This window comes from Enterococcus sp. DIV1767 (assembly GCF_050542585.1).
GTDB lineage: Bacteria > Bacillota > Bacilli > Lactobacillales > Enterococcaceae > Enterococcus_D > Enterococcus_D innesii.
Window position 1 is genome coordinate 2,270,081 of record NZ_CP172936.1, and the last position, 23,973, is coordinate 2,294,053.

General features: G+C 43.6%; 28 protein-coding genes, 1 riboswitch and 1 other annotated feature. Of the genes, 10 read left to right on the forward strand and 18 right to left on the reverse strand.

Annotated features, from left to right (window positions below; genetic code table 11):
• Positions 1-155: 155 nt before the first annotated feature.
• Positions 156-527: a MarR family winged helix-turn-helix transcriptional regulator gene (locus tag IGI78_RS10785; RefSeq protein WP_421758418.1), complete on the reverse strand. Its 372-nt coding sequence runs from the start codon at positions 525-527 to the stop codon at positions 156-158.
• A 308-nt stretch (positions 528-835) separates the two neighbouring features.
• Here IGI78_RS10785 and IGI78_RS10790 point away from each other — a divergent pair, with 308 nt between their 5' ends.
• Positions 836-1,495 (forward strand): hypothetical protein, encoded by a 660-nt coding sequence (locus IGI78_RS10790; protein WP_430618006.1) that lies wholly within the window; start codon positions 836-838, stop codon positions 1,493-1,495.
• A gap of 43 nt (positions 1,496-1,538) precedes the next feature.
• Here the strand turns inward: IGI78_RS10790 and IGI78_RS10795 are convergent, their stop codons facing one another.
• The 10 genes from IGI78_RS10795 to IGI78_RS10840 form a co-directional block, all read right to left on the reverse strand.
• A complete protein-coding gene (locus IGI78_RS10795; protein WP_430618007.1) occupies positions 1,539-2,915 on the reverse strand; it encodes a TrkH family potassium uptake protein in 1,377 nt (458 codons plus the stop codon).
• A gap of 77 nt (positions 2,916-2,992) precedes the next feature.
• Positions 2,993-3,622: a V-type ATP synthase subunit D gene (locus IGI78_RS10800; protein WP_195264823.1), complete on the reverse strand. Its 630-nt coding sequence runs from the start codon at positions 3,620-3,622 to the stop codon at positions 2,993-2,995.
• On the reverse strand, positions 3,603-5,000 hold the full coding sequence (locus tag IGI78_RS10805) for a V-type ATP synthase subunit B (RefSeq protein ID WP_010747828.1): 1,398 nt from the start codon (positions 4,998-5,000) through the stop codon (positions 3,603-3,605). Before IGI78_RS10805 ends, IGI78_RS10800 begins: the two co-directional genes overlap by 20 nt.
• Positions 4,984-6,771, reverse strand: coding sequence for a V-type ATP synthase subunit A (locus IGI78_RS10810; protein ID WP_195264822.1), 1,788 nt, complete (start codon positions 6,769-6,771; stop codon positions 4,984-4,986). Before IGI78_RS10810 ends, IGI78_RS10805 begins: the two co-directional genes overlap by 17 nt.
• 15 nt (positions 6,772-6,786) lie before the next feature.
• Positions 6,787-7,095 carry a V-type ATP synthase subunit F gene (locus IGI78_RS10815; RefSeq protein ID WP_005225570.1) on the reverse strand — a complete coding sequence of 103 codons (309 nt, stop codon included), beginning with the start codon at positions 7,093-7,095 and terminating at the stop codon, positions 6,787-6,789.
• Complete coding sequence (locus IGI78_RS10820; RefSeq protein ID WP_430618008.1) at positions 7,085-8,071, reverse strand: V-type ATPase subunit; 987 nt, start codon at positions 8,069-8,071, stop codon at positions 7,085-7,087. The genes IGI78_RS10815 and IGI78_RS10820 overlap by 11 nt, the downstream gene beginning before the upstream one ends.
• Positions 8,072-8,074: 3 nt before the next feature.
• Positions 8,075-8,659 (reverse strand): hypothetical protein, encoded by a 585-nt coding sequence (locus tag IGI78_RS10825; RefSeq protein ID WP_430618009.1) that lies wholly within the window; start codon positions 8,657-8,659, stop codon positions 8,075-8,077.
• A gap of 13 nt (positions 8,660-8,672) precedes the next feature.
• Positions 8,673-9,143 carry a V-type ATP synthase subunit K gene (locus tag IGI78_RS10830; protein ID WP_005225567.1) on the reverse strand — a complete coding sequence of 157 codons (471 nt, stop codon included), beginning with the start codon at positions 9,141-9,143 and terminating at the stop codon, positions 8,673-8,675.
• Positions 9,140-11,101 carry a V-type ATP synthase subunit I gene (locus tag IGI78_RS10835; protein WP_430618010.1) on the reverse strand — a complete coding sequence of 654 codons (1,962 nt, stop codon included), beginning with the start codon at positions 11,099-11,101 and terminating at the stop codon, positions 9,140-9,142. Before IGI78_RS10835 ends, IGI78_RS10830 begins: the two co-directional genes overlap by 4 nt.
• Entirely contained in the window at positions 11,079-11,411 is a 333-nt protein-coding gene (locus IGI78_RS10840; protein ID WP_368256790.1) for a V-type ATPase, subunit F family protein, read from the reverse strand. Before IGI78_RS10840 ends, IGI78_RS10835 begins: the two co-directional genes overlap by 23 nt.
• A 109-nt stretch (positions 11,412-11,520) precedes the next feature.
• Positions 11,521-11,573, reverse strand: a sequence feature (sodium ion sensor (DUF1646 type); this cis-regulatory element may regulate processes involved in with the transportation of sodium ions).
• Between the two features lie 709 nt (positions 11,574-12,282).
• Here IGI78_RS10840 and IGI78_RS10845 point away from each other — a divergent pair.
• The 8 genes from IGI78_RS10845 (at position 12,283) to IGI78_RS10880 (ending at position 17,110) form a co-directional block, all read left to right on the forward strand.
• Positions 12,283-12,495, forward strand: a complete 213-nt coding sequence (locus IGI78_RS10845; RefSeq protein ID WP_195264808.1) for a hypothetical protein — start codon at positions 12,283-12,285, stop codon at positions 12,493-12,495.
• Positions 12,496-12,547: 52 nt separating this feature from the next.
• Positions 12,548-13,048 carry an N-acetyltransferase family protein gene (locus IGI78_RS10850; protein ID WP_430618011.1) on the forward strand — a complete coding sequence of 167 codons (501 nt, stop codon included), beginning with the start codon at positions 12,548-12,550 and terminating at the stop codon, positions 13,046-13,048.
• Between the two features lie 55 nt (positions 13,049-13,103).
• Positions 13,104-13,589, forward strand: coding sequence for a tetratricopeptide repeat protein (locus IGI78_RS10855; protein ID WP_430618582.1), 486 nt, complete (start codon positions 13,104-13,106; stop codon positions 13,587-13,589).
• A 256-nt stretch (positions 13,590-13,845) separates the two neighbouring features.
• Entirely contained in the window at positions 13,846-14,217 is a 372-nt protein-coding gene (locus tag IGI78_RS10860; RefSeq protein ID WP_140965058.1) for a hypothetical protein, read from the forward strand.
• A 114-nt stretch (positions 14,218-14,331) separates the two neighbouring features.
• A complete protein-coding gene (locus IGI78_RS10865) occupies positions 14,332-14,916 on the forward strand; it encodes a hypothetical protein (protein WP_430618012.1) in 585 nt (194 codons plus the stop codon).
• Between the two features lie 103 nt (positions 14,917-15,019).
• Complete coding sequence (locus IGI78_RS10870) at positions 15,020-15,442, forward strand: VOC family protein (protein WP_430618013.1); 423 nt, start codon at positions 15,020-15,022, stop codon at positions 15,440-15,442.
• A 222-nt stretch (positions 15,443-15,664) separates the two neighbouring features.
• The gene (locus IGI78_RS10875; RefSeq protein ID WP_005234854.1) at positions 15,665-15,853 is read left to right on the forward strand and encodes a hypothetical protein; all 189 of its coding nucleotides are present in this window, start codon (positions 15,665-15,667) and stop codon (positions 15,851-15,853) included.
• A 405-nt stretch (positions 15,854-16,258) separates the two neighbouring features.
• The gene (locus IGI78_RS10880) at positions 16,259-17,110 is read left to right on the forward strand and encodes an Rgg/GadR/MutR family transcriptional regulator (RefSeq protein ID WP_081118171.1); all 852 of its coding nucleotides are present in this window, start codon (positions 16,259-16,261) and stop codon (positions 17,108-17,110) included.
• 74 nt (positions 17,111-17,184) lie between these two features.
• On the opposite strand, the gene IGI78_RS10885 is transcribed toward IGI78_RS10880, so the two are convergent.
• The 4 genes from IGI78_RS10885 to IGI78_RS10900 form a co-directional block, all read right to left on the reverse strand.
• A complete protein-coding gene (locus tag IGI78_RS10885; protein ID WP_430618014.1) occupies positions 17,185-18,387 on the reverse strand; it encodes a glycoside hydrolase family 3 protein in 1,203 nt (400 codons plus the stop codon).
• 130 nt (positions 18,388-18,517) lie between these two features.
• On the reverse strand, positions 18,518-19,048 hold the full coding sequence (locus IGI78_RS10890) for a folate family ECF transporter S component (protein ID WP_005234846.1): 531 nt from the start codon (positions 19,046-19,048) through the stop codon (positions 18,518-18,520).
• Between the two features lie 26 nt (positions 19,049-19,074).
• A riboswitch (THF riboswitch) is annotated at positions 19,075-19,176 on the reverse strand.
• Positions 19,177-19,399: 223 nt separating this feature from the next.
• On the reverse strand, positions 19,400-19,582 hold the full coding sequence (locus IGI78_RS10895; RefSeq protein WP_077452720.1) for a hypothetical protein: 183 nt from the start codon (positions 19,580-19,582) through the stop codon (positions 19,400-19,402).
• Between the two features lie 30 nt (positions 19,583-19,612).
• Positions 19,613-20,878, reverse strand: a complete 1,266-nt coding sequence (locus IGI78_RS10900) for an MFS transporter (protein WP_081118173.1) — start codon at positions 20,876-20,878, stop codon at positions 19,613-19,615.
• A 222-nt stretch (positions 20,879-21,100) separates the two neighbouring features.
• Here IGI78_RS10900 and IGI78_RS10905 point away from each other — a divergent pair, with 222 nt between their 5' ends.
• A complete protein-coding gene (locus IGI78_RS10905) occupies positions 21,101-21,757 on the forward strand; it encodes a Crp/Fnr family transcriptional regulator (protein WP_077452722.1) in 657 nt (218 codons plus the stop codon).
• A 56-nt stretch (positions 21,758-21,813) separates the two neighbouring features.
• Here IGI78_RS10905 and IGI78_RS10910 read toward each other — a convergent pair whose 3' ends face one another.
• From IGI78_RS10910 to IGI78_RS10920, 3 genes are read right to left on the reverse strand one after another with little or no spacing between them, the layout of a single operon-like run.
• On the reverse strand, positions 21,814-22,206 hold the full coding sequence (locus IGI78_RS10910; protein ID WP_430618015.1) for an OsmC family protein: 393 nt from the start codon (positions 22,204-22,206) through the stop codon (positions 21,814-21,816).
• Positions 22,203-23,093 carry an ATP-binding cassette domain-containing protein gene (locus IGI78_RS10915; protein ID WP_016608213.1) on the reverse strand — a complete coding sequence of 297 codons (891 nt, stop codon included), beginning with the start codon at positions 23,091-23,093 and terminating at the stop codon, positions 22,203-22,205. Before IGI78_RS10915 ends, IGI78_RS10910 begins: the two co-directional genes overlap by 4 nt.
• On the reverse strand, positions 23,093-23,971 hold the full coding sequence (locus tag IGI78_RS10920; RefSeq protein WP_430618016.1) for an ABC transporter ATP-binding protein: 879 nt from the start codon (positions 23,969-23,971) through the stop codon (positions 23,093-23,095). The genes IGI78_RS10915 and IGI78_RS10920 overlap by 1 nt, the downstream gene beginning before the upstream one ends.
• Positions 23,972-23,973: the final 2 nt, after the last annotated feature.

Consider the following 23,973-nt stretch of genomic DNA (forward strand, 5'->3'; position numbering starts at 1 on the left):
CCATTGGATTCATTTCGCTTTGTAGATCTGACTGGCTTAGTTACCCAAGGAGATCCTTAAAGCAAATCGGTGCATCTTTTTTCCCTTTTTCAAAATATACATGCACATGCATCTATATTACAAAAGAATCAAGGAGAAAACAAGTGAAACCTTCGTTAGTCTAGCATTTCCTCCAAGACTTTTTCAAAAACGACTTTTGAATGCTGCAGTTTCTTTTCCCCTGATTGGGTCAAATCAATATAGATCCCCCGCTTGTCATCTTGACAAGAATGCCGTTCGATCACACCGCACAGCTTGTCTTCCATGCGCATGATCATACGTGACATCGCACTTTGACTCAGATCAAAATGGGCGATCAAATCATTGAGGCGCATGCTATGATTGGGGGTCTTTTCTAAGTAATAAAGCACGTAATACTCATTCAAAGACAGATTGCTTTCTGCTTTGAGGGCTTGCTCCAAACGAGCTTCGATCGCTTGATGCTGATTCGTAAAGGCTAACCATTGCCCCATCCGTTCTTTTTCCATCCTCTTCACCACCCATTCTTCTATACCAAGGTATTTTAATCTAGATCCCTGCGTTACGCAAGCCGCCAGAAATGGCTAACACTTTATTATACAAAACTAGCCAGCTGCTGCGGGCGTTCATGAATGTTTTATGATAGAATTGACGAAAAATTCAGCAAAATCTTCCTATTCTTTTTCAGTGTTCTGGACTACAATATCTTTAACACCAAAGAATATTTAAACACTATATCAACATAATTGTGCATTTTCACACAATAATTTGTTTTTTTTAGATGTTTTAGTATTCGTAGGAAAGGATGAAACAAACGATGAAAAAAACAATTTCTTTGATTGGGACACTGACGCTGGTCAGTTTGGGGCTTTTGACAGGCTGTAACAACGAAAAAGATACCGCGCAATCAACCAGCGAGCTAAGCCAAAGTCATGTGTCTACTGTAAGCAAACAAAGTACGACGATGCAAACGACTGAAAGCAGCTCCTTAGCGTCAACCTCTACTTCAGAAACTTCAACCTCAAGCCAGCAATCGACGGATCACTCTGACGCAACGCAAACAACAGCAAGCTCACCATCCATCAACGAGTTTCCATATGCCGTTGATCTTTCCCAATATGGCCCTTCACTGACTTTTTATTTCCATGGCGTCAATGTACCAGATGCTGTCACGATTCAAAACACGAGTCCTTTGATCATTTCGATCGGCGACAGCACAAGCTATGAAGCACAAGTTGATACGATCGCAACAAAAGAGATTCGCGTATTTTCTGCGAAAAACAATGAGATTCGCACCGTAAAAGTGAACACTCAGTTGACCTTTTCGAAAGGGATCACTTCCAATGGAAATCCTGATTTTAGCCACAACTTGTACCTATTTACAAATAAGGAGGGTGGTCTGTCTTTGATCACGCCGAATTACGCGGGGAATGTCAGCGATGACCAACGCGATGTGATGTTAGAAGTACTTCAATAAACGAAAAACAGGGAAACGAAGCGTGCTTCGTTTCCCTGTTTCGTTACCCAATCATTACAGTTTCATCAGGATATTTGTAGCCAGCTTCTTGTTTGTTGGCTTTTTTCATCAATGAAAAAGCAACGGTCATGATGCCGACTCGACCAATGAACATCAAAAAAATAATCAGTAGTTTGCCAAAAACCGACAAGTAAGGCGTCAACCCCATGGTCAACCCCACGGTTCCAAAAGCGGAAAAAACTTCAAAGGCAATGGTTGGTAATCCAAAGTTTGGGGTTTGCGGCATGCGTTCAGTAATCGACAATAAGAAAATCGCTAAGAAGCATAACGTCAAAGTAAGGAAGAACAACGTAAAGGCACGCGATACGGCAGATTCTTTGATCGTGCGACCGAACACCTCCGCTCGACTGCGTCCTTTCAATAAGCTGCGGATCTTGATGATCAAGACCGCAAACGTCGTTGTCTTCAATCCCCCAGCAGTTGATCCAGAGGTCCCACCGATATACATGAAAATCATCGTCAACATCAAGCCGGCTTGACTCATTTGTCCGTAATCAATACTGAAAAATCCAGCAGTCCTTGGAGTGACCGCTAAGAAGAGGTATTGGAAAAAACGTTCGATGACCGAATCACCCGTGATCAACTGTGAATTGGCTTCGGTCAAAAAGAACCCTGCCGTTCCAAAAACTACCAAAACGATCATAGCGATCCATGCCAAGCGGCTATGCAGGGACCGTTTTTTGGACGCCGTATGCAGGAGATCGAACCAAACGAGAAACCCAAGACCACCGGCAATGATCAAGAAACTGATGACCCCCAATACAAACGGGTCGTTTTGAAACCCTACCATGCTGTTGCCGAACAAATCAAACCCAGCATTACAAAAGGCCGAGATCGCATGAAAAACACTGTACCAAAGGCCTTGCCCCCAACCAAAACGGGGCACGAATGCAAAAGCCAGCAAAATGATCCCGCTGACTTGGATCAAAAAGGCGATCCGAATCAGGTACCATGCTAAATGGATCTCTCCAGACATCCGATCCAGATTCAATGATTCCCGCAAAATCATCCGGGTACTAAGATGGACTCTTTTTCTCGCCAAGATGTAAAAGAAGACGGGAATCGACATGAAGCCGATCCCACCGATCTCAATCAGCATCAGCAAGATCCCTTGGCCCCAGAGGTTGTAATGGTCGGCTACTGTCAAGGTCGAAAGACCCGTCACGCAAACAGCCGATGTGGCAGTAAACAGCGCATCTAAAAAGTTGGTACCTTCACCACTTTGGGTGACAGCCGGCAGCATCAGCAAGCCGGTTCCTGCCAATATCAGCAAAACGAAGACCAGTGTGACGATCTGCGGAATCAAAAAGCGTTGCGATGCCAGCTTTTTTTTCAAACGATTTCTTTTTTTCATTTTCATTTCCTCTGACCTTTTGCAAAAACGAATGGCTTGATAATCCTAGTTTATTGCAGTTGGTTTTCATTTATCATACCATTTTATTTTGATTTATTCTTCACTTTGATCATTCTTGTTACGTTTGCTCGTTCGTTTTCTTCCAGCCGCATTTTGATTCCATAAATGGCTTCTTCCAGCTCGGGAATCGTCAAATATTCTAGGGCATTGACGCGTCGGCGCGTACGTTCGATTTCCCCTGCCATCAGTTGACAGGTCTTTTCGATTTCCGTTAGCTCCAACAGCTTCGGCATGACGTCGGTAAAACGGGCGACCGCATGATCTAACGGAACATTCGAATTCAAAAAGCCATACTCGATCGGCGCTTGCATCACCGTATCGTCATAATCAAAATGCATCACTGGCACTTCCACACTCATGATATTTTTCGTGGATAACTCAAGGGAGACCTCAGTTGCTGGTAAAATAAACATTTCTTCAATGTATTTTTCATTGATCGTGGCATTGGCTAAGCGAAATGCCTTCATGGCACGCTGCAATTGTTCTTCCACTTCTTTACGCAAGTGGTCATTCTTTTTGATCAATTCAATAAATTGACGCATGAGTTCGTCTTGTTTGTCTTTTAATAATTTGTGTCCGCGTTTGGCTGTCGCCAATTGTTTGCTGAGGCGCGACAGCTCCATGCGGGTTGGATTAACGGTTTTTTGCGCCATTGTTCTCCTCTCCCGGTAAGTATTCCGCCAGTAAAGCATCGCTGATCCGCTTCAGCTCGACTTTTGGCAGCATCGCCAACAATTCCCACCCTAATTCCAAGGTTTCGATAATCGAGCGGTTGGTGCGATACCCTTGGTTCAAGTATTCATTTTCGAAGCGTTCCGCAAATTTGGCATAGGTTTTATCTACTTCCGACAATGCCGATTCTCCTAAAACGACTGCCAATTCCTTGGCTTGCTTTCCTTGAGCATAGGCAGAAAACAACTGGTTCATCGTTGCGGCATGGTCTTTACGTGTTTTGCCTTCGCCGGTCCCTTTATCTTTTAACCGTGACAATGACGGCAAGACATCGATGGGCGGCTGAATGCCGTTTTTATACAAATCACGAGACAAGATGATTTGTCCTTCGGTGATATAGCCGGTCAAATCGGGAATCGGATGGGTTTTGTCATCTTCTGGCATGGTCAAAATCGGCAGCTGGGTCACTGATCCTTTCAAGCCGCGAATCCGTCCCGCACGTTCATATAACGTTGATAGATTGGTATAAAGATATCCTGGATAGCCGCGACGTCCTGGCACTTCACGACGAGCAGAGGAGATCTCCCGCAAAGCTTCACAGTAGTTGGTCATATCCGTCATGATCACCAAGACATGCATGCCCTTTTCATAAGCCAAGTATTCGGCTGCCGTCAGGGCCATTCGGGGAGTAGCGATCCGCTCGATCGCTGGGTCATTGGCTAGATTCATAAAGACGACAGAATGGTCGATGGCACCCGTTTGACGAAAATCTTCCATGAAATATTCAGCTTCTTCAAAGGTGATCCCGATGCCAGCAAACACAACAGCGAAATCATCTTCTGAATTCAACACTTGTGCTTGACGCGCAATTTGCGAAGCCAATTCTTTATGAGGCAGACCAGATCCAGAAAAAATCGGTAGCTTTTGTCCCCGAACGAGCGTATTCAAGTGGTCGATCGATGAGATCCCCGTTTGAATAAACTCATCAGGATAATCCCGCGCTGCTGGATTGATCACTTCGCCGTTGATGTCCATAAATTTTTCTGGGACGATCTCTACTCCGCCATCTTTGACCCGACCTAAACCGTCAAAGACTCGCCCGATCATTTGCTCGGAAACGCCTAATTCCAAAGGATGTCCTAAGAAACGCACCGCAGATTCCCGCAAATTGATCCCACCGGTTCCTTCAAAAATTTGGACCAACGCTTTGTCTTCTTGGATCTCTAGTACTTGTCCTTGCCGCGTTTCGCCGTTTTGCATGCGGACTTCGATCAACTCTTCGTATTTGACACCGGAGACGCGATCGACGGCCATCAATGGTCCGACGACTTCTCCAATCGTTTTATATTCCTTGATCATCAGTGCGGTCTCCTTTCTGTAAAATTTCTTTCATCGTTGCTTTGATCTCTTGATGCAAAGCAGGAATTTTTGCTAATTCTGCTTCAGGCAAGTACTTCATGCGTGCCACTTTGTCTCGCAATTCTTCGGTTCCTGCATAGATTTCTGAAAGATACGCACCTAGTGTCAACGCATCTTCCGCTTCTTTGTGGAGCAGCAAGATCGTCTCCAGCATTTTGAACTGCTTTTCACGAGAGGTAAACGTATCGACGTCGTCAAAAGCGTTTTGCTGCAAGAAATCTTCTCGCAAAGACTTGGTGGTTTCCAGCAATAACTGGTCTTTTTCGGATAAAGCGTCGATGCCGACAAGTCGAACGATCTCTGACAACTCAGATTCCTTTTGCAGCATCCGCATGGCTTCTGTTACTTGTTTGGACCAATCTACTTGCATTTGTTGGTCCAAAAAGGCACCCAATTCGTTTTCGTATAATGAATAGCTCCTCAACCAATCGATCGATGGAAAATGACGCTTTTGCGCTAAAGTGGCATCTAAGCCCCAAAAGACTTTTACGACCCGCAACGTATTTTGGGTAACTGGTTCTGAAATATCGCCGCCTGATGGTGAAACGGCGCTGATGGCAGTGATACTTCCTTCTTGATCAGAACCTAAGCAAATCGCTTTTCCAGAACGCTCATAATACTCTGCCAAGCGGCTGCCTAAGTAAGCTGGATACCCTTCATCCCCAGGCATTTCTTCCAGACGACCAGACATTTCTCGCAGTGCTTCTGCCCAACGTGAGGTGGAATCCGCCATGATCGCCACGGAATAGCCCATGTCTCGGAAGTATTCCGCAATCGTGATCCCAGTATAAATCGACGCTTCCCGAGCGGCTACCGGCATATTGGAGGTGTTAGCGATTAACACGGTTCTCGCCATTAAAGATTCACCACTACGAGGGTCGATCAACTCTGGAAACTCGTTCATTACATCGGTCATTTCATTGCCGCGTTCGCCGCAGCCGATATAGACGACCAGGTCGACATCCGCCCATTTGGCGATTTGGTGCTGAACGACAGTCTTCCCTGCACCAAAAGGTCCTGGAACGGCTGACGCCCCGCCTTTAGCGATTGGAAAGAAGGTGTCGATCACTCGCTGGCCAGTGATCATCGGTTCAACTGGATTCAGTTTTTGCTTTACTGGACGGCTATGACGAACGGGCCATTTTTGCAGCATTGTGAAAGACCGTTCTCCTTTGGGTGTATCTAAAACATAAATCGTTTCATCGATCGTAAATTCCCCAGCATAAACAGCCTTGACTGTTCCTGAAACGCCATGAGGAACCATGATCTTGTGATTGATCAACGGTGTTTCTTGCACGGTGCCGATGACCATCCCGGTACTGACTACTGCGCCGACTTCCACGGTCGGTACAAAGGGCCACTTTTTCTCATGATCCAACGCAGGCAATTGCACCCCACGCATCAAGAAGTTGCTTTGGGTGACAGACATGAAGGTTTCTAAGGGACGTTGGATGCCATCAAACATTTGTGACATGATCCCAGGCGCCAATTCGACGGATAGCGGTTCACCGGTGGTTTCGACTGGTTCACCAGGTCCGATCCCAGACGTTTCTTCATAGACTTGGATCGAAGCGACGTCGCCGCGCATTTCGATGATCTCACCGACCACGCCTAAATCTCCTACATAACAGATATCTTCTAAACTTGCATGGCCCATATTTTTGGCTAACACCAATGGACCAGATACTTTAATAATTGTTCCTTTTTCCACAACATCGGCTCCTCTCTATAGTATGTTTTGTCCAACTGCTTTTTCGACATTTTCTTGAATCATTCGTTTGCCGATTCCTCGGGAACCATCGTAATCAGGAATCAAGATGACTGCAGGTGTCATTTTTTGTTGGACTTTTGCTAATTCATCGGGAATCAGCTCGGCACATTTTTCAGTCAGGTAGATGATCGTACTGTTCTTCATTAATTTTGCCAGCGCCTGCTTCACTTCTTTTTCTTCCGAGGCATAACAGACCTGAAAGCCAAATAGTTGAAAAGGAATGACGGATTCTTTCTCGCCGATTACGCCGATTTTATGAGTCATAGTGCCGCATCCTTTCTCTGAGTTGTTCTTCCGTAAAGCCACTGCGTTTGCCTACCAGCAAGATACGCAGATTTTGCAGTTCCAAAACCTTAGCATTCAAAAATGCCAGTAAAGGCAGTGGTCCTAAAGCATCCGTTTGGGCTTGGCCATAGCTTTCTGTGATCAAATTGTCTTGTAAAAGTGCCAAGCCAGAAAAATCGATCACCTGCTCATGAATCAAAGGCCGCAATACTTCCTGATAATCACTTTCTAATAAGAAGGCTAAAAAGTCGCTATAGGACGCATCCGCAAACGCTAAAAATTCTTCTTTCGGGATACTGCCGACACTCACTAAGACTGCCTCCATAAAACTGCGCGATCGTTTTTGAAGTACACAACGAGCGGCGATCGTTATATTGGTCAGATCGATCATTTTGATGACAGCTTCTTGCAGTTCTGGGATCTTGATTTCATCTGCCAGTCGCCGTTGTTCATGTAAATACCGGCGATCGTAAATGATATCGATGCCTTGCAGCACGGCGCCACCTTCTAAGTACTCCCGCACCTCTTGGATCGTAGTCACGATTTTCTCAGGCAATACCTCTGAGGTTCCCGTTTTGATGGCGGTCCGACACTCATCGATCGTGTAAAAACCATCTTCGATCAGTAGATGATCATAATCTTTTCCAGTCACTGACTCTTTGGTCAAGACTTTTAGATTATGGAAAGTAAAAGGCATCATATACAGTCGGAGGATCTCTTGATCAGGAACCAGCTCGGCCAATTCTTTGATCGTCTTTAACAATTCTTCATCGAGATAGGTTTCGAATCGTTCATGAAAATCTGGCTTTAAATAGCGTTGATAATGGGTCTGTTGCAAAACAGCTTCGACTTCAGCAAACCCTTTTGCCGCAATCATTTGTTCCACTTCTTGCGGCTTTAGCAACGTCATCTCTTTCAGCCGAATGATTGGATTCAATTGATGATAGTTCCTCATGGATCAACCTCCTTGTTGTATGATCTGCAACCACCGTTCCCGGGTTTCTTTCTTGTATTCATCAAGCAGTACCTGATAGGTAAAATTGTATTGGATGCCGTTGTCATCCACCAAAAAGCCTGCTTCTGTCAATGGTGCGCCTGCTTTGATTTGATACGGTAGTTTTGATTGACAAGACGTAAGCCAAGCGGCATCTAGATGGGCTGCTTGCTCAGGACCAGCGTGGAAGGTCACCGTCCCGCTGATCGGCAGCTGTTGCAGCACATTTTCAGCAAATGACTGCAGCTCTTCTGGCGTCCAGGCTACCATTTGTTGATACGCTTGCTCAAAAAGTTGTGCCAGGTATTCGTTTTGTTTCACCATTTGCTGCTGCTTAGCGGCACTTGCTTGGCGATTCAGCGCTTGCTGATAATTTTTTTCGGCTTGCTTTTTTGCTTGCTGGGCACGAAGCTGCAAGTCCGACTCTTTTTTCGCCCAGTCACGTGCCATCGTTTCACTGATCCTAGCACGTTCAGCGGCAGCCAAACGTTCCCGTTTTGTCTGCGCTTCTTGGTCTAGTTCAGCAATCATTTTGTCGATTGCATCCATACCTTCGCCCCCTTTAAATCGTTCCTAAAAGTAAGAAAGAAATAACAAAGCCTAAGATGGCATACATCTCAACCATTACTGAGAACATGACCCCTTTAAAGAAATGCTCTGGTTTCTTCGCTAAAATTTGAATCCCAGCTGCAGCGACCTTCCCTTGGGCCATTCCTGAGAATAAGCCAGTAAAGGCAACTGGCAATGAGGCCATCAAGTACGCCATACCAGTCACTGTCGACATTTCACCACTTAAGCTACCATAGATCATAAACGCAATAACGAATCCGTATAGTCCTTGCGTTCCGGGAAGCAATTGTAAAATCAAGGCTTGTCCAAACTTCTCCGGCTGATTCGTCGTTAAGGCTGCCGCTGCTTCACCAGTTTGGCCCACCCCTTTGGCTGAACCGATCCCAGAAAAGATCGTTGCGATCCCCATTCCGATAATTGCAAACACCATACCACCATTATTATTAATTAAGTAATCAATCATTTATTGTCTCCTCCATTTTCTTTATCAAAATCAACGTATTTCTCACTTGGCTTAAAGGTTTCAAATTGGCGCCCCCCACCAGTGAAAAATTTTCCGAAAAACTCTACATATTGTAAACGAGCGGCATGCACATACGCACTCAGTAACGATAAAAAGATGTTTAAAGCTTGTAGGACAACCAATAAGAGAATGCCTACAGAAAAACGAGCGGCTGGCGGCAAATAGCCCACCAATAAATTGAAGGCTGCTGCGATACTCCCACCAGAGATCCCTAATGCCATCAAGCGGCTATAGCTGACAAAGTCGCCGATGTAACTGGTCACACCGTATAAGTCATACAAGCCTAAAAAGAAGCCGCCCACTTTGGTTTTCCCTTTCAGAATCGGTACCACGATGATCAATAAGGCACTAAAGCCTGCTAAAATCAAGCCGACGGTTGTTAGTGCTGGGACATCGATCAAAAGATTGCCTGCGGCTGCCACTAAAAGACCACTTAAAAGTCCTAGCCACGCAAAGCCTTCGTTGACTGCACCTAAAAGATCCTTTTTGCGGATATTTTCTTTGGCTGCTAAATAAAGGCCTGTAAACAGTTGGATGCCACCAAAAATCATGGATAGACCAAAGATCGCCATAAAATCTTCGGAGGGCGATAAAAGTTGGAAGGGCAATGTAGCACCAAAGAAGGAGCCGTAGATTGCGCCCCAAATCATAGTTGGCACAGACAAAATCTGGAACAATTTCAGAAACCGTTTGGTCCCTTTGGGCAAACGCAAGGCGTGTAGCCCAATCGTGGTTGCGACAGCCATTAATGCACCATAACCTAAGTCAGCCACCATCATACCAAAGAAAACATAGTAGAAAGGCGTCATCCATGGGGTTGGATCGATCTCATCGTATTTTGGCAAGCTGTACATTTCCGTCAACATTTCAAAGGGTTGTATAAACGAGGCGTTTTTTAGCTTCGTTGGCACTTGATTGGCAGCGATCTCCTCTGCAGTGGGTTCTTCAAATGAATAGTAAATCTCGTTGGCAAAGGATTCTTGGACCATTTCCGCCACTAACGGTTGATCCTTTTCTTCGATCCAGCCGCGCAAGAGGGCAAAGGTCTGACCAGCTGCTAAGCGCTGTTGCATCATTGCCCGATTCTCACGAGTCAAAAAAAGTTCTTCCGCTTGCTGCAGCAGGATCAGCCGTTGTTTGTGCTGACTGATTTCTGTAATCAGTTCTTTGCGCTGCTGCGTCAAGGAGGTCAAGGCTTGTTTCGCATTTTGCAAAACCACTTTTGGTGATTCGGATGTCAAGCCAGTTTCTTTCTTCACCCCATATCGGTGAAACAATTGGAACACTTGCTCTTCGATCGCTGCTAAAAACAGGCAGCTGAAATTGACTTTTTTGGGTTCAGAATAGATCACTTCGATATGAACCTCTTCCAATTGACGCAAGGCTTCAGCTAGATCTTCCCAGCGTGGGCCTTCGACACTCCCAGCAAAAAAACTTGTATGAGCAGGTGCTTCGATCTCCAGCGGCACGTCAAGATTTTGCCACTGTGTCGCCCATTCTTCCGACTGCGTCGCTGCTTCGATCGCTTCGATCGTCTCTACCCAGCGCTCCTGCAAATTCTCGACTTCAACCAGCTCCGTCAATGCTGCGGCTTCATCGAAGCTTGTTTCAAAGTCCGACAGCCGCAAGGCATCTCGTTGCCATTCTGTCCCTTTTTTCGCATCACCATTTTGGCGAATAAAGCGGATCGCTTCTTGTAGTCGACGAATCATTGGTTGGTGAGAAGCACCTTCTGGGGTGGCTCCTGCAAAAAATTCCCGCAGCCAAGTTTCGTTAGCTTCCTGCTCAAATACGTTCTCGATTTCAACAAACTGCATCGTTTGCAGCTTCGTCAATAACCTTTCTTGGTAGTGCTTCGGGGTGATCAACGTTAGTTTATTTAGTTTGGTTACTGCCATAAGTCCCGATCACTCCTTCAACGATCTGTTGAACCGCTTGCTCTTGGAAGCTTTGCATATTTTTTTGGTAACGATCTAACACTTGCTGGTTCTCTTTTGCCAGCTGCTGCTTTTGTGCTGCTAGTGACTGTTGCATTTGCTCTTGAACTGCTGCTTGTTCTTGTGCAAGGGCTTCTTCCAAAGCGGTAGCCCGTTCTTCTAATACTTGTTGCTGCTGGGCTTCTTCCAACTGTAGCTCTTTTTTTAAAGCGAGCAATTGCTGTTCATTGGCTTCTTCTGCTGTTCGTAAACGAGTCAACGCTTCTCTCATCGATTCCCCTCCTATACTATTTGGATACTTAACTGAAAAATAAACAAAAAAAGCATACCTCACGAAGAAGTATGCTGATAACAAAAAAGGCCAGCATTCCTCCAAGAATGTTTGCCTCACCCCTTGGCAAACCTGATCCTTGAAGCATAAAAATGCTCAACCTTTGGCTATTCTATTTTTCAATTCCTGAACTATTATAGCAAAAAAACGTGTTCTATTCAAGTAGAATCGTCTTTTATGAGAAAAACCCGGTTTCTACTATTGTATGTTCGCTCGAATATCCACTGCTATTGATTATCGGAATGACTATTATTACTCGCTCAGTCTCTTAAAAACTTTTCACCTAACATTTGCCAGGGATCGCGTTGTTCTTACCAAATTGAAATCGGTAAACATCAATAGAAGACTTAGAATGGATTGAATGAAGAACGTTGAGATTTTTTGAAAATGCTAAACATCATTTGATTGGTACCAAAAAGGAGATAACAATTCCTACAACCTATTCGATCCCTGACAAATCTTAAGTGAGAATTTTGCTTACTTCGCTTCTCTTTTTATCGCTGGCAGCGGTTGGCCCTTTTCTTCACAAATGAAATAAGCGCCTCATAAAGGCATGTGTAAATCTTACCGGGTTCCATGGTTAGAGGAAGCCCATTTTTTACATACATCGGTTTTCTTTCCATTGTCAACCCTTGCCTTTCTGGGAAAAATAAGTCAAAATATACAATAACGTCTTTTATATCTTGCTTCCTATCAAATATTAACAAAATATTCAGATAATTTCTAGTAATTTTTTCGCAAAATATCGTAGGATTTCCACTTTTTCTTTTATAAAATGATCGATAAAAACCAAAATAGGAGGAAACTACTGATGTCAGATGAGCGTTGGTTTCAAAGGAGAAGAAAGCGAAACATCGAATTGGGCCTCTGTTTGCTTGTCGTCCTGCCGATGGTCTATGGCTTATGGTTTCAACTGGCTTTTTTGATTCACTACATGTCTTTTTTGTTTGTTGTGGCTGTTCTCACTGCAATTTACGAAGGAATTCGCGTCATTTGGGAAGTTATGAGAAACAAGCAACACTGACAAAGTGACCTTTTGCTAAATTAAGCCAAAACAACGAGAGAGGAGTCCTCTAATGAAACGAATCATTATGTCATGTGACTTACAGCATGCCTCCAGTCGTCAGGCTGAAGCCAGCTTTTCTTTTGACGCCTTTCTCACAGATTCACCAAGAGTTGCAGAACTTTTCTATTCCGCTTACCATGAAACCATCGATGATGAAGGAGAATCGATCGCTGATTGGCAAAAGGAACTTAGAGAAACTGCTGAAGGCAAATACGGTCCCTTGATTCCAGAGCTCTCTTTTCAGTTACAAAAGGATAATCATCCTATCGGTGCCATAGTAACCAGCACGTTTCAAGAGCTTCCCCTGCTATTATTTGTCGTTATGGACGCAGACTTTAAAGGCAAAGGCTTATCCAAACTGCTGATGAATGAAGTGATCCAACGAGCAAAAGCCATGGGACTCACACATCTTTACCTTGTGGTGACCGTTGAAAATCAACCAGCCTTCAAACTATATGAAGCATGCGGCTTTTCTTTTGCGGGTGAAAGCTGGGCAGATCTTTCCTCTTAGCTCTACTTACTATCTAACTGAAAATTTTTACCCATTGAAAGCGAGGGATGAACCAATGAATGAACGACTAGCTACAGCGATTCAACTGCGAGCTGAAAAAAAGCTGCAACAATCAAATGAACAATTGATTCAATTAGCTACCGAAAATCCCCAAGATGCCTTTGTCCAATACCAAACGGCTTGGAGTTATGATCTTTTAGGGAAAGAACAACAGGCAATTCCTTATTATGAACAAGCAATCGCGTTAGGTTTATCAGAAAACGACTTGCCAGATGCCTACCTAGGTCTAGGCAGCACCTATCGTGCCCTCGGCAATTATCAAAAAGCCGAAGAAGTGTTTTTACACGCGATGAAGCAGTTTCCAAAAAATCATGCTTTAGAAACCTTCTATGCCATGACACTGTTTAATCTAGCCGAGTATGAGCAAGCCACTAAACGACTATTGACCCTGCTTGCCGAAACTTCTAGTGATCCAGACATCCAGTCTTACCGACAGGCCCTTTTGTTTTATGCCGATAAGCTCAACGAAACATGGAATTAGAGGTTTCCGTTGGATCAATCCTTCTGCTCCCTTCTTGATTAAAGAAAGGGAGTATTTCTTTTTTCCTGACCCCTAAATATTCCTTCCCTGTCAGCGCTTTGTTGAATCAATGGTCGCCGACTTTTCATGCCCCACTTCCCTTCAATCAATGCCAAACATCCATTATCGAAATATTCGATAATGAAATCAATTGACGTGCACGGTCAAATTTGCTAATTTATCTATGCTTTTTTATCAATATTTTGGAGGAATGACTATGCCCTTTATTGTCTATTTTTTTCTATCCTTATTGATCATTTATATTCCCACGCCAACACTTTTGCTATTTTTTCAAAAACTTGCCTCCCAGCATGACAATCTGACGGCTTTTAGCAAACTTTTTCTATTATTGATGGTCTTGCTGGATTATTACTTAAGCTATTATTGGTTGAAAAACTGCAAAGTAAAAAAAGCTCACTACCTTTATTTAGTCTTTGTCAATGTCTTCGAATGGCTGATCCACTTCTATCTTTATTCACGATTTGAAACGATCAATCTACTAGTCATTTTGTTGTTCCAGACCGTGCTACTATGTTGCATGATCTTTTTCCCTCTATCGGAGAAATTTCGCTCATTCCTTTTTACCTAAAAAAATCATCTCTGGTTTCCACATAAAAAAACCAGCTTCTCAATCGTTTCTTTCTAAGATGCGATTTACACGTTCGCTCTCCTTTGTTACGATTGTTAAAAAGGATGTGTTGTGATGTCATTGATCGTCTTGATTGGCGCGCAAGCAGTAGGGAAAATGACGGTGGGCAAAGAACTGGAAAAACGATTGGATGCAAAGCTTTTATTCAATCACCAGACCATTGATCTTTTTGCGAACTTTCTTGGCTATAGCCCTGCGGCATTCGCTTTGTCTAATCAAACGCGAATCGAACTTTTCAAAGCCTTTGTCCAAAATGAAGCCAACAATACGACAAAATCAATCATCTTTACGGTCTTGATTGATTTCGATCAAGCGGCAGAATTAGCTTTTTTACAAGAGATCGCCCAACTATTTACCGATGCCCAGCAAAAGGTCTATTTTATCGAATTAGTGGCTGATATTGAAGAACGCTTACAACGCAATTGCCATGAGGACCGTTTAGCCGCAAAGCCGTCAAAAAGAGCGCTGGCTTTTTCTAGAAATGAGCTTTTGTCTTCGTTTGAAAACTATCGCTTAGAAAGTCTGCCACAGGAATTAACTACCCTTTTTCCAACGATTCCTTCGCTGAAAATCAACAATACCCACTTATCACCTGATGAAGTCAGTCAAACAATTATTGCCCATTTTTCCTTGACTTAAGTGCCAAATAAACGCCATTCTCAAGCTTTGCTTCAATACGAAAATGTCTATTGACTTTAACGCTGCGTCAAGCGGTATCCTCTAATTAAGAGGAGGTGTCAAAATGAAAGTTTATGGTATGCCAATGTTTTATCAATTGAAGACCAAAGATATTGAACAATCATCAAAATGGTTTGCAGAAATCTTGGGGTTCCAGTCATTGTATCAGTTTCGCAATCAAGAAAATCAAGTGACGATGGACCATCTGCGTCTTGCTGACTACCAAGATTTGATGCTGATTGCCGCAGACTCGTTCACTGTTGGCGATGGGGCAATTTTGAATGTAGCGATGATTGATCTTCAGAATATCGCTCAGAAAATTCCCGAAAAGTGGATCGTGGAACCTTTGATGGAAAAGCCTTGGAATGCCCTTGAAATGACCATCAAAGACCCTAACAGTTATTTGTTTACCCTAACAGAGGCGATAAGAAAAAACGAATCAGACTTTCAAACCTTGATGGACCAAACCAAGGATTATTTTCAATAAAAGGAACCGAGTAAGAAGGATGCTTTCTTACTCGGTTCCTTTTTTATAAAAACTTGATTCTGGCAACAATGACAAAAACGAACGCTCCCTAAATTTTACTAGGAAGCCTTTTCCCCATCAGATATACCAATATACCGTTTTAGTATATTTTTAAATATTTAAGATAATTATTAACACACTCAACTCAGAACATGCTACACTATTTAAAAAGGAGGATTTCCTATGGAAAAGAAATCGCAGCTTCCGTGGTACAAGCGCAAAAAATTCTACCTTCCAGTTGCCGTCGTCCTCGGCGTGATTGGGTTTCTTCCCAGTCTCGTTTCTCTTTTCGGGGTCTCGATCGATGATGAGTTCAATCCTGATTACTATTCTGATCCGAATGAACCAATGTTCAAGAAAAAACAAAACTGACTGTTGCGATGCCGTATGTAGGTTTTTTTGACCAACAAAAAAAGAGCAATCACTCGCTGTTGTGTTTGCTCCTTTTTTAAAAGGGATTCGGCAGACCTACGCACCTTGACAGGGTAAGCTGTTTGGGGAGAGGGCGTTTGAATGCGCGAATGAACAGTAACTTATTACGTGAAACCACTTGTACTTTTTTCCTGTTAAAAAATCAATTGCTAACCAATCACAAAGGATCGATTATTTGAAGAAAGAAAAAACGTTAGCCATTAGTTCTACAACTTCCCAGGGAAAACTAAAAAAATCAAACATCCATTTCTCCTCCTTTAATTGACTTTCTTCAAGTTTACCCGCAAAATAAAGCTGTAACATATTTGGACTATTTTTCCGTCCACTTTTTTTAGGAGGGATTTTTTGAAGGCCAATGACTTGTTAAAAGAGTTACGAACGGAACGAAATATTTCACAGCGAAAATTGGTTGAGAACATTTCAGAACGCAGTACACTGGCAACCTTTGAACAAAAAGGGCACCGCATCGCCTTTGATATTTTGCACCAATATTTGGACCGCTTAAATGTCACTTTGGAGGAATTTGAGTATCGCTTGGATGACAATCAAGTCAGCGAGAAAAAGCAGCTATCCAAACAGTTGACCACCGCTTACTATGAAAGCAAGTATTCTGAAGTCCTCTCTTTGATCAACAAAGCCCAAGCGCTGTATAAAACCACGAAGGATTTCTTCTATTATGTACTGTATAGTCAATTCTTTTTGATTTTAGAGAAAAAAGGCGTGGTTACCGACGAGGAAGAACGGCGCATCATCGAAGCGACCATCAAGAAATACTTGGAACGCATCGACACGTGGGGAAAGTTTGAAATCTCCTTATTTACCAATCTGCTTTTTCTTTTTTCTGACGAATACATCTTGTATCAAATGAAACACCTGAATAAAAAAATTTTTTACAGCAATACGTTAAGTATCAATTATCAAATCTACACAAAATTGCTGACGAATGCGGCTTTCTTGTTTATCGATCGCAAAAAACCTGCCGAGTTGGCGCATGTGCTGACGTATCTAGCCGATCACCTGCCGCCGGACAATGATCGTATTCGCTTGATGATTCGTTATTTCGAAGGCATCTACGCCTTGTTTCAAGGAGATCGTACGCTGGGAATGGCCACGATTGAAAAAGCACTGGATTATCTGCGTTTTATTGGGCAAGAAGCCTTTGCCAAAGAATTAGAGGCACTGGCTCAGAGTATCTAAAAAAAAAACTGCTGCTTCCTCTCAGTAAGAGAACGACTCTCTTACACGGAGGAAACAGCAGGTTTATTTTTTTCTTAAAGTAAATGCAATGCTTCTTTCCAGAGCAAGACCCGTTTGACGGAAGCATTCAAATCAGCTTCCAAATAACGGCCATCTTCAACCGCTTGTACGACAAAAGGGATCTGTTCTTGGTAGGTAGAGGAGATCACTAGATCATTTCCCGCCTGCAACGCCTGTAATGCGGCTTCATTTTGCGGAATGAACTCAGAAAGTCCTGCCATATCCAAGTCATCCGTCATGATGACCCCTCCAAAATGCAATTCATTTCGCAGCAGCTCATGTACGGGTTTTGAAATAGAGGCGGGTACAGTGCTATCGATACTATTGACGATCGTATGGGCCACCAAAATACTATCAGCACCAGCTTTGATCCCTGCGGCAAAAGGCAGAAAATCCGTTTCCCGCAGTGCAGATAGCGGGCGGTCATCGGTGACGATTTCGACATGCGAGTCACGATTGTTGCCATAACCAGGAAAATGCTTCAAGGTAGACCCAACGTGGTGTTTCTGCAAAACATGAACCACACGTTCTACAAACGCACTCGTGCCCTGCGCATCCATGCCAATGGTTCGGTCGTAGATAAAGGACTGCGGATCAGTGGAAACATCGGCCACGGGAAACAGCCCGGCATTGATGCCGTACGCTTTTAAAATTTCCGCTTTCTTTGCTGTATCTTCTTCGATCGCCGACCATCCACCTTGGGCATATAGCTGTTGTGGTGAGAGAAAACGCTGATCCGTAAGGTTCGGATTGCGGCTGATGCGAGTCACTGTGCCCCCTTCTTCATCCATACCGATCAACAGCGGAATGGCGCTGGCTGCTTGGTAATCTGAAATTTTCTGTTTCAAGCTCTCCGCCGTCTCATTTTCGGTATCACGGCCGAATAACAGATAGCCGCCAAAGTGATAGTTTTGAAGTTCTTCGATTTGATTGCTTTCTGGTACACGGACAAAAAACAATTGCCCGACCTTTTCCTCCAAACTCATCGTGGCGATTTTTTCTGCTATTGCCTCTTCTGGCTGTTCTTGCGCAGAAGTTGACGTGGTTATTTGGCCTTCACTGACTTCTTCCTTTGTTTCATCCCTTGAGCTGCTTTGCTGGATCACGGCTGGCTCTTCGGTTTGCTGTTTTTGCTGTTCTATCATCCACTTCATCCCTCCCATTGCTACTACGATCAAGAAAAGAAACAATCCCATAGCGAGTCCTTTTTTATTCATAGGTTCACCTTCCCCTCTAAACAAGTTATTGAGAATGATTAAGCCAATCCTTAGAAAGAAAAAAGTGAACCACTGACGAAATATTCGCAGATGATTCACTTCAATGGATGTTATCGTTCTTTTTTACTCGTTAAACGAACCGTCGGATCAGCCGTTTGTATGGTACCGCACGCCCTACGATGTAAATCAACGCAGTTTGTATCGGGAACATGATGACTGCTTTTAGCAAGCGAACCGACCAGATGGCCCAGCTTGTCAAAGGAATATTCAGCATCATAGCTAACCAGATCGGAGTTAAGATCAAGGTTATCAAAATAGTATTTAACAAGACGACCGTTGCCGCTCGTTTTAGTGTGACTTCTTTCCGATAGAAGAAGTAGCCATAAATCAGTCCACCAACGAAGGCATTGATGGTAAAACCGAAAAAGTAGGCTGATTTTGGAAAAATCACCATTCCTGCGATATCAGCTAATGAGGAGCCAACTGCGGTCCAAAACGGACCAAACAGCATACCCATGATCAGCTGGGGTACAAAAGAAAATGTGATTTTGATATAGGAGGTTTCAAACCCCAAGATTTGCGACAAGACCACCATTAAGGCAATCAAAAGTCCCATGACCGCAATCATGTGTGCATCGACTTTTCTTTTCATAGCGAGCATCTCCTTTTAGAGTTGCTACAAATTCATGCAGCGAATGCGAAAATAAAACCGCGAACGAATGATCGTTCTTCGTCCGAAAGGCAACATCCCATCCTTTCAGCACTTAACGCTTTATTTCCTACTCTGATTTTTATTAGGTATTGCTACCCAGACACACTATAGCATACAAGCGGGGACTGCTACAATTTTTCTTGCTTATTTTTTTGTACAAACTCTGTCAATGTTCGCTTTTCGTTTTTGCATATCAAAAAAACGCTTTTCTCATGTGAATCTTTCTGCCACTAGTAAGTGAGCAGCAAACATTCTCAAAAAAAGCGTTCATTCCTGTTTCTTGTTTCATTTCGTGCCTTACTACCCAATCAGATTGTCATTGATCAATACCGATTTGATGTCGCGTAATTGATGATCGATAGCAAGTTGTTCATGGGTCATCGTTGCGGTGACCTCTTTCATAGCGTGCATTTCTTCATTCAATTCGTTGAGGTTAGTCACTAATTTGTTTAATGCTTCAATAATCAATTGGTTGTTATCCATGGTGAAACACTCCTTTTTGTAATGTTGAGGTTAGTCTTCTTCGTTGATTGGCTGCTTCATCGTACCAACGGCGGCAACTGCGCGTTTCGTTTTATAAAACAATTTGTATAAAACAAGAACGACGACTGGGATCAGTCCGCATAAGATGTAGATCTGCGAATAATCAAACAGACCGTGCAAGCTTCCTAATGCATAGGGACCTACGCCTAAGCCGAGGTCTAGCCCGATGAAATAAGTGGAGAGCGCTACGCCGACACGGTGAGGATCGACCTCTTTCAGACAGACAGCTTGGCCATTTGACATGAAAGTGCCATAGCCCAAGCCGACAAAGCAACCCGCAAGCAACAACATCCAGCTGTTGCCGGTAATACTTAATAAGAAAAGACCAAGGGTCAAGAAAAGAAAGCTAGGATACATGACTGCATCGGCGCCATGACGGTCAAATAGTTTGCCAGTCATTGGTCGAGTGAAGGTCACGGAAAGTGCATAGACGATGAAGAAAAAGGCACCGGCCGTTTCTAAACCAAGGTCACTGGCATAGATCGACAAGAAGCCAAGAACACTGGAATAAGCCAACCCGATCAAAAAGGCAATCCCGGAAATGAAAAACACTTTTGGTTCGACAAAACTTTTGATGGACCATTTTTTTAGTTGTGCTCTGTGTTCTTCTGTTAATGGGATGTTTTTGACTGGGAACCAGAAACAAGCGATGGCTGTTGCGATTGATAAAATAGTTGCTAACCAAATAATGAAATCAAAGCCAACGGTCGGTAGTAAAAGCATGCCAATAAAAGGTCCGACTGCCGCTGCTAAACTGGTACTTAATCCATAGTAATTGATCCCTTCCCCATGTTTGGAAGCTGGGATATATGCGGTGACGATCGCATTAGCCGCAGTTGAGACAGCACCATAAGCAAACCCATTGAAAAAGCGCACGGTATCTAAAATATAAATATTGACTGAGACTAAATAGGCAGCGGTAGTAATGACATAAAACAAAATCCCCCAGCGCAAAACGGCTTTGCGACCGACTAATTCTAAAATTTTTCCGACATACAAGCGAGCGATCAAGGTCCCTATGATGTAGATCCCCGCTGCCAAGCCAGCTTGTGCGGTGGATGCCCCTAACTCCTGAGTAGCAAATTTCGCGGTGATGACGACAAAACAATAATACACGAGAAAGACGATAAAATTGATCAAGGTAATCGTGATAAACCCTTTGTTCCATAGTTTTTCATTTTTGGTTGATGGCAACGAGCTGACGACTCCTTCTTGATTGGTTTCCCTATCTGACATGTTTCTTCCATTCCTCCTGTTTGTGCTGTGATGCGTTCTACTATACCGAAACTTCCTCTGCTTGAAATGCGCTTTTGCTGTTAAAAAAGAGCATTAACAAGAAACATTAACATTTGTTATTGCTTTTTCACCAGAAATGTCTTTTAATGAAGCATGAATAGAGGAAATTTCAGATTTTTTTCAGAAAATGTTGGGTTGGCATCAAGTGAAGGAGTAACGTGGGTGGAGAAACAGATATTACGTGATTATTTAGAAAAACAAGCAATACCGGTCGTTATCCGTAAGAAAAAGAGTTACTTGACGTATGAAGGGATCCCGGATCGGTACGTCTACATTTTAAAAAAAGGCATCATCAAAACTAGCGTAGTGACCCATGAAGGGCGCGAATTCAACTTGCGCTATTTGACGGATTTCGAAATCGTCTCTTTGTTTAAAGACGAATCCTCTCAAGAAGTCGAAGCCCCTTTTAATGTGCGGGTTGAATCAGAAGAAGCCGAATTATACAAAATCGTGCGAGATCAATTTTGGGCAGATGTCAATCGTGACCGTCTGCTGCAGGATTATGTCAAAGAGTATTATCGACGAAATTTGATGGATACGATGAAAAAGATGCAGCAAATGCTGATGAACGGCAAATTCGGTGCTGTCTGTACCCAAATCAATGAGTTGTATGAAACTTTTGGAGTTCAAACAACTGACGGTGTCTTGATCGATTTTGAAGTCACCAATGAAGAGATCGCTCGCTTTTGCGGCATTACCTCTGCCAGCAGTGTCAATCGAATGATGCAAAAATTACGAGAATCTGGCGCCCTAAAGAGTGTCGATCGCAAACTATTAGTGACAGATATCGACTTTATTCGGGAGAATATTATTTATTGATCAAAAAAAAGACTTTGTATGCCTATTGGTTTTAGGCACACAAAGTCTTTTTTCGATTAAATAAACGTCACCGTTTCCGTCACTTCGATCGTTGGATCTAATGATTGGATCACAGGGCAATTTGGTGAAACGAGTTTTAGGCAACGGGTCGCTTTGTCATGATCAGCTTCGGCGATTTTCGCATAAAACTGAATTTGGATAACACTGACTGGTTGGGCTTTTTTGTTGTCGTCTCGGTCATAGCTGACTTCGATCTTTTCGATTTCTGCTGCAACCTTTGAATTTTCTAAGACGGATGCGTATACATAGCCGCCGCAAGCAGCGACCGCACTCACCAGCATTTGGACTGGCGAATAGCCTTTTTCCCGTGCTAACACCCAATTGCCCGTTGGGGTCGTCATTTCAAATTTGTCGCTTCCTTGATGGATCGTCAATGTTTCTACTGTCATCGTTTTTCTCTCCTCACAAAATGATCTGGTTCAACTTCGACCCATTCATACAATGGTGTCAAAGTAATCGTGCTTTGAATTTCCGTTTGTTCCATCGCACCTCTTGCTAACACAGGATCAGCGATCGGCGCTGCTGCTAATAATTTCTTCGTGTAAGGATGCAGCGGATTTTCAAACAAACGGTCGGTAGGTGCCAATTCAACTAATTTCCCTTGATACATGACGGCTGTTCGGTCACTGATATGACGAATCACGGACAAGTCATGGGAAATGAATAAATAAGACAATGAAAACTCTTTTTGTAGACGCAGTAGCAATTGGATGATCTGAGCCTGAATGGAGACATCTAATGCCGAAGTCGGTTCATCACACAAGACGAACGCCGGGCGATTGACCACCGCACGAGCGATGCCGATCCGTTGCCGTTGTCCGCCGCTGAAACTGCGCGGCAATTTATGGACATCATCACCGGTGATCCCGACGATCGCTAAGATTTCTTTGGCTTTCGCTCGAGCAGCATCTTTCGTTTCATGATACAACGGCTCCATCACCAGTTCAAGTGCCGTCATACGGGGATTCAATGAGGAATACGGATCTTGGAAAATGATCTGCATTTGCTGATACGCTGCTTTGCGATCTTCTGCCGTCAATGCTGTTAGCTCTTTGCCTTCAAAGAAAATCTCCCCGCTTGTTAAGGTCTCTAAATTTAAAATACTGCGTCCTAAAGTGGTTTTCCCACTCCCGGATTCCCCCACTAGCCCCAATGTCTCGCCTCGATGGATCGTTAGGCTGACATCTTCGACCGCTCGCACTTCGCTGACAGTGCCCCGCCAGTTTTTACTGCGAAAGGTTTTCGTCGCATGTTCTACGCGAATCAGTTCTTCCATTATTCTGTCACCTCCTGATTACGCCAGACGCGATGGGTCTTAGATAGCTGCGTTTCTTGCAACTCATCTGCCAATGTCTCGTGATAATCAAAGACTTTTAATTCAGCATGCTTGTCGCCTAAATGGGCCGCTTGCAATAACTGTTTCGTATAAGGATGTGACGGTTGATAAAAGATTTCTTCCGTGGTGCCTTCTTCCACGACTTGGCCTTGATACATCACTTTAATAAAGTCGCACATTCCTGCAACGACCCCAAAGTCATGGGTCACAAGGACGACGGAAAGCTGGTTCTCTCTTTGCAGGTTTTTGATCAATGCCAAAATCTGTGCTTGGATCGTCACATCTAAAGCCGTCGTCGGTTCATCGGCGATCAGCAATTTCGGTTGCGCCAACAAAGCCATGGCGATCATCACCCGTTGACGCATCCCCCCAGATAGCTCATGAGGATATTGTTTCATACGTTGTGCTGGAAAAGGTATGCCGACTTTTTCTAACTCTTTGACGGCGATTTCTTGTGCTGCTTTCTTCGATACTTTTTGTGAACGGCGAATCACTTCGATCAAATGATAGCCGATCGTACGCAAAGGATTTAATGAAGTCATCGGGTCTTGAAAAATCATAGCAATTGGTAATGTTCGACGATTGCTAACTGCTGCTCCTTCAAATGTATAACTGGCATAGTGATCGGTCACTTTATCGGGCAAAAGATCCATGACACTTTTCATGGTCATGCTTTTGCCGCTGCCTGATTCGCCCACGATCCCAACCACTTTGCCCCTAGGAATCACCAGATCAAGATTTTTGACTAACGGTTTCGGCCCGGTTTTGCTTTGAAATGTCACATTCAATGCTTCGATCGCTAATAACTCTGTCATCATCG

Bases quoted from the DNA above. Each gene is read 5' to 3' on its own strand.
- IGI78_RS10920 (WP_430618016.1), bottom strand. From the start codon at position 23,971: ATGATGACAGAGTTATTAGCGATCGAAGCATTGAATGTGACATTTCAA.
- IGI78_RS10885 (WP_430618014.1), bottom strand. From the start codon at position 18,387: ATGAATAAAAAAGGACTCGCTATGGGATTGTTTCTTTTCTTGATCGTA.
- IGI78_RS10875 (WP_005234854.1), top strand. From the start codon at position 15,665: ATGGAAAAGAAATCGCAGCTTCCGTGGTACAAGCGCAAAAAATTCTAC.
- IGI78_RS10900 (WP_081118173.1), bottom strand. From the start codon at position 20,878: ATGTCAGATAGGGAAACCAATCAAGAAGGAGTCGTCAGCTCGTTGCCA.
- IGI78_RS10870 (WP_430618013.1), top strand. From the start codon at position 15,020: ATGAAAGTTTATGGTATGCCAATGTTTTATCAATTGAAGACCAAAGAT.
- IGI78_RS10825 (WP_430618009.1), bottom strand. From the start codon at position 8,659: ATGGATGCAATCGACAAAATGATTGCTGAACTAGACCAAGAAGCGCAG.
- IGI78_RS10800 (WP_195264823.1), bottom strand. From the start codon at position 3,622: ATGGCGCAAAAAACCGTTAATCCAACCCGCATGGAGCTGTCGCGCCTC.
- IGI78_RS10785 (WP_421758418.1), bottom strand. From the start codon at position 527: ATGGAAAAAGAACGGATGGGGCAATGGTTAGCCTTTACGAATCAGCAT.
- IGI78_RS10840 (WP_368256790.1), bottom strand. From the start codon at position 11,411: ATGAGAGAAGCGTTGACTCGTTTACGAACAGCAGAAGAAGCCAATGAA.
- IGI78_RS10865 (WP_430618012.1), top strand. From the start codon at position 14,332: ATGTCATTGATCGTCTTGATTGGCGCGCAAGCAGTAGGGAAAATGACG.
- IGI78_RS10855 (WP_430618582.1), top strand. From the start codon at position 13,104: ATGAATGAACGACTAGCTACAGCGATTCAACTGCGAGCTGAAAAAAAG.
- IGI78_RS10860 (WP_140965058.1), top strand. From the start codon at position 13,846: ATGCCCTTTATTGTCTATTTTTTTCTATCCTTATTGATCATTTATATT.
- IGI78_RS10830 (WP_005225567.1), bottom strand. From the start codon at position 9,143: ATGATTGATTACTTAATTAATAATAATGGTGGTATGGTGTTTGCAATT.
- IGI78_RS10805 (WP_010747828.1), bottom strand. From the start codon at position 5,000: ATGATCAAGGAATATAAAACGATTGGAGAAGTCGTCGGACCATTGATG.
- IGI78_RS10820 (WP_430618008.1), bottom strand. From the start codon at position 8,071: ATGAGGAACTATCATCAATTGAATCCAATCATTCGGCTGAAAGAGATG.
- IGI78_RS10910 (WP_430618015.1), bottom strand. From the start codon at position 22,206: ATGACAGTAGAAACATTGACGATCCATCAAGGAAGCGACAAATTTGAA.
- IGI78_RS10915 (WP_016608213.1), bottom strand. From the start codon at position 23,093: ATGGAAGAACTGATTCGCGTAGAACATGCGACGAAAACCTTTCGCAGT.
- IGI78_RS10845 (WP_195264808.1), top strand. From the start codon at position 12,283: ATGTCAGATGAGCGTTGGTTTCAAAGGAGAAGAAAGCGAAACATCGAA.
- IGI78_RS10835 (WP_430618010.1), bottom strand. From the start codon at position 11,101: ATGGCAGTAACCAAACTAAATAAACTAACGTTGATCACCCCGAAGCAC.
- IGI78_RS10890 (WP_005234846.1), bottom strand. From the start codon at position 19,048: ATGCTCGCTATGAAAAGAAAAGTCGATGCACACATGATTGCGGTCATG.
- IGI78_RS10895 (WP_077452720.1), bottom strand. From the start codon at position 19,582: ATGGATAACAACCAATTGATTATTGAAGCATTAAACAAATTAGTGACT.
- IGI78_RS10790 (WP_430618006.1), top strand. From the start codon at position 836: ATGAAAAAAACAATTTCTTTGATTGGGACACTGACGCTGGTCAGTTTG.
- IGI78_RS10795 (WP_430618007.1), bottom strand. From the start codon at position 2,915: ATGAAAATGAAAAAAAGAAATCGTTTGAAAAAAAAGCTGGCATCGCAA.
- IGI78_RS10850 (WP_430618011.1), top strand. From the start codon at position 12,548: ATGAAACGAATCATTATGTCATGTGACTTACAGCATGCCTCCAGTCGT.
- IGI78_RS10815 (WP_005225570.1), bottom strand. From the start codon at position 7,095: ATGACTCATAAAATCGGCGTAATCGGCGAGAAAGAATCCGTCATTCCT.